The organism is Dietzia sp. SLG310A2-38A2, from assembly GCF_014145095.1.
Lineage (GTDB): Bacteria > Actinomycetota > Actinomycetes > Mycobacteriales > Mycobacteriaceae > Dietzia.
Map to the genome: position 1 here is coordinate 1 of NZ_JAALDX010000202.1, position 2,593 is coordinate 2,593.

General features: G+C 68.8%; 4 protein-coding genes. All 4 read right to left on the reverse strand.

Translation table 11 applies throughout. From position 1 onward, the window contains the following. On the reverse strand, window positions 1–208 hold a 208-nt coding region (locus G6027_RS07720), incomplete at its 3' end, for a translation initiation factor IF-2 N-terminal domain-containing protein (protein WP_182636664.1). Between the two features lie 166 nt (window positions 209–374). Next, window positions 375–677: a YlxR family protein gene (locus tag G6027_RS07725; protein WP_182636668.1), complete on the reverse strand. Its 303-nt coding sequence runs from the start codon at window positions 675–677 to the stop codon at window positions 375–377. Window positions 678–817: 140 nt separating this feature from the next. Then, a complete protein-coding gene (gene nusA / locus G6027_RS07730) occupies window positions 818–1,804 on the reverse strand; it encodes a transcription termination factor NusA (RefSeq protein ID WP_182636665.1) in 987 nt (328 codons plus the stop codon). After that, a complete protein-coding gene (locus G6027_RS07735; RefSeq protein WP_182636666.1) occupies window positions 1,801–2,346 on the reverse strand; it encodes a ribosome maturation protein RimP in 546 nt (181 codons plus the stop codon). Before G6027_RS07735 ends, nusA begins: the two co-directional genes overlap by 4 nt. Window positions 2,347–2,593 lie beyond the last annotated feature (247 nt).

Consider the following 2,593-nt stretch of genomic DNA (forward strand, 5'->3'; position numbering starts at 1 on the left):
GTCCCCCCGAGCCGGGGGTCGACGACGCGGAGTCTGCTCCGCCGCCGGCCGGAGCGTGCGACTCGCGCAGGCGCCGGACGACCGGTGCCTCGAGGGTCGACGATGCGGATTTGACGAACTCTCCCTGATCGCGGAGTTTCGTCAGAAGTTCTTTACTGGTGATACCGAACTCTTTTGCCAGTTCGTGTACCCGGGGCTTGCCTGCCACTGCTCTCCTCACTGCGAGGTCTTCACGGCAGGGCTGGCCGCGCGACCTCGGTCTACATTCGATGGACGTTCATCGCTGGAGCTTCACGGTGTGCTCATCGTGTCTGGTCCGTTCCTTCTCTTGTGCTCCCCCGGTCGGCCCATGCGGCCGACGGGTGGTCTCGTGCTCACGACGATAGCGTCTCGAGCACCTCCGAGATCGCGTCCTGGGACACGTTCCCGGCGACCCGCAGGGACCTGGTGAAGGCCCTGCGGTCGAGTGCTGTCGCGATACACCGCTCATCACGGTGCACCCAGGCTCCCCGCCCGACCGCTCGCCGGTCGGGGTCAGGTGAGAGAGCTGCCGCCCGCGGATCGTGAACGATCCGCAGTAACCGGGAATCGGAATCCCGGCGGCGACAGCCGACGCAGGTCCTCACCGGACCCGGCACCTCGGCTGAGCCCTGCTGCTGGTCGGGTTGCACCCGCATGAGGCCGCCTCGGTTTCTCACCGTCCCTCCCACGCGAGTGGGTGAACGTGAAGTCACTGTGACATCTGGTGAGTCTACAGGTCGTTGACTACCGACCCTAACGGCGCGCCCGACCGCGTGGACCGCGACCGTGCCGGACGTCACTCCGCGTCGCTGTGGATGTCGATTCGCCACTGCGTCAGTCGGTGGGCCAGGCGGGCGTTCTGCCCCTCCTTGCCGATCGCGAGCGAGAGCTGATAGTCGGGGACGACGACGCGCGCCGCCCTCGTCTCGGCGTCCGCGACGGTCACCGAGATGACCTTCGCAGGGGAGAGCGCGTTGCCGACGAAGACCGTGGGGTCCTCGTCGAAGTCCACGATGTCGATCTTCTCGCCGTTCAACTCCGCCATCACGGCCCGGACGCGGGCACCGTTCGGCCCGATGCAGGCGCCCTTGGCGTTGAGTCCCGAGATGGTCGTCTCCACGGCGATCTTGGTCCGGTGGCCGGCCTCCCGCGCGATCGCCGAGATCCGGACCGATCCGTCGCCGATCTCCGGCACCTCCAGGGCGAAGAGTCCACGGACGAGGTCCGGGTGGGTGCGCGACAGGGAGACGGAGGCACCGTGGGGACCCTTGTGAACCCCCACCACGTGGCACTTGATGCGGTCGCCGTGCTGGTAGGTCTCACCCGGTACCTGCTCAGCCGGTGCGATGGTGCCCTCGGTCCCGCCGTTCTCGGGCCCGATGTGCACGACGATGATCCCTCGGGCGTTCGCGCGCGAATCCGATTGGATGACTCCGCTGACCACCTCACCTTCCCGGGCGACCAGGTCACCGTAGATCCGCTCGGTCTCGGCCTCGCGCAGGCGTTGGAGGATGATCTGCCGGGCCGTCGCCGCGGCCACCCGACCGAAATCGGAGGGCGTGGCGTCGAACTCGCCGATCCGGTTGCCCTCCTCGTCGACCTCGGCCGCCATGACCGCGACGGTTCCGGCCTTCCGGTCGAGTTGGATCCTCGCGACACGGTGTGCGTCGTCGGTGCGCTTGTATGCGGTGAGCAGTGCGTTCTCCAGGGTCCGCACCAGGTCGTCCAGCGGGATCTCCCGCTCCTGGGACAACATGTTCAGCGCCGCCATGTCGATGTTCAACTGTCTTCTCCTTCTCGCACGCCACGTCCGGGGTTCGCGGGCTCCGACAGGAGGGCGAGTTCGTCCTCCGGAGCGGGCCGGAACTCGACCCGGATCACAGCGCGTGCCACGTCGTCCAACGTTACCGAGTCGACACGCATCCCACGACCCGACCTCGAGACCAGCCGTACTGTCCCGGTCTGCTCATCGAGGTCACCGACCCGCCCACGGGCGGGACCGGTGACCCCCTCGACGTACGTCACGTCGACCTGACGACCACGGGCCCGCCTCCAGTGCCGCGGTGCCTCGAGTGGTGCGTCCACGCCGCGGCTGGTCACCTCGAAGGTCACGGCCCGGTCGGGTCCACCCCACTGCTCGGCGACGGCGTCGAGGTCGGTGGACAACCTGGTGAGATGGTCCAGAGTGACACCGGAGTCGCCGTCGACGACGACGGTCACGTGCCAGTCGGCCGCCCGCGAGTCCTCCCGGATCTCCTCGAGTTCGAGTCCGTGGTCGGCGACCGCTCTGCGGATATGGGCCCTGTCGGGCTCGGGGACGATCACGTTGCTCCTGGCGTCGCTGCTGGTGGGTGCCGATCCGGGTTGCGGACGGGCCGGATCACTGTACCGCCCCCGGGTCGGCGCCCGACGGGCCCTGGCAGGATGTCGGGGTGCCTGTTTCCTCCACCGCCCCCGTGTCGCGCCGACGGTTCGTCGCGGCGACCGCGGTCGCCACCGGGTTGGCGGTCGCCGGGGGGTGCTCCCTGCCCCTGGTCGACGACGAGCCGGATCCCCTGCTGCCGTTGGCCGA

Bases quoted from the DNA above. Each gene is read 5' to 3' on its own strand.
- G6027_RS07725 (WP_182636668.1), bottom strand. From the start codon at position 677: ATGCGGGTGCAACCCGACCAGCAGCAGGGCTCAGCCGAGGTGCCGGGT.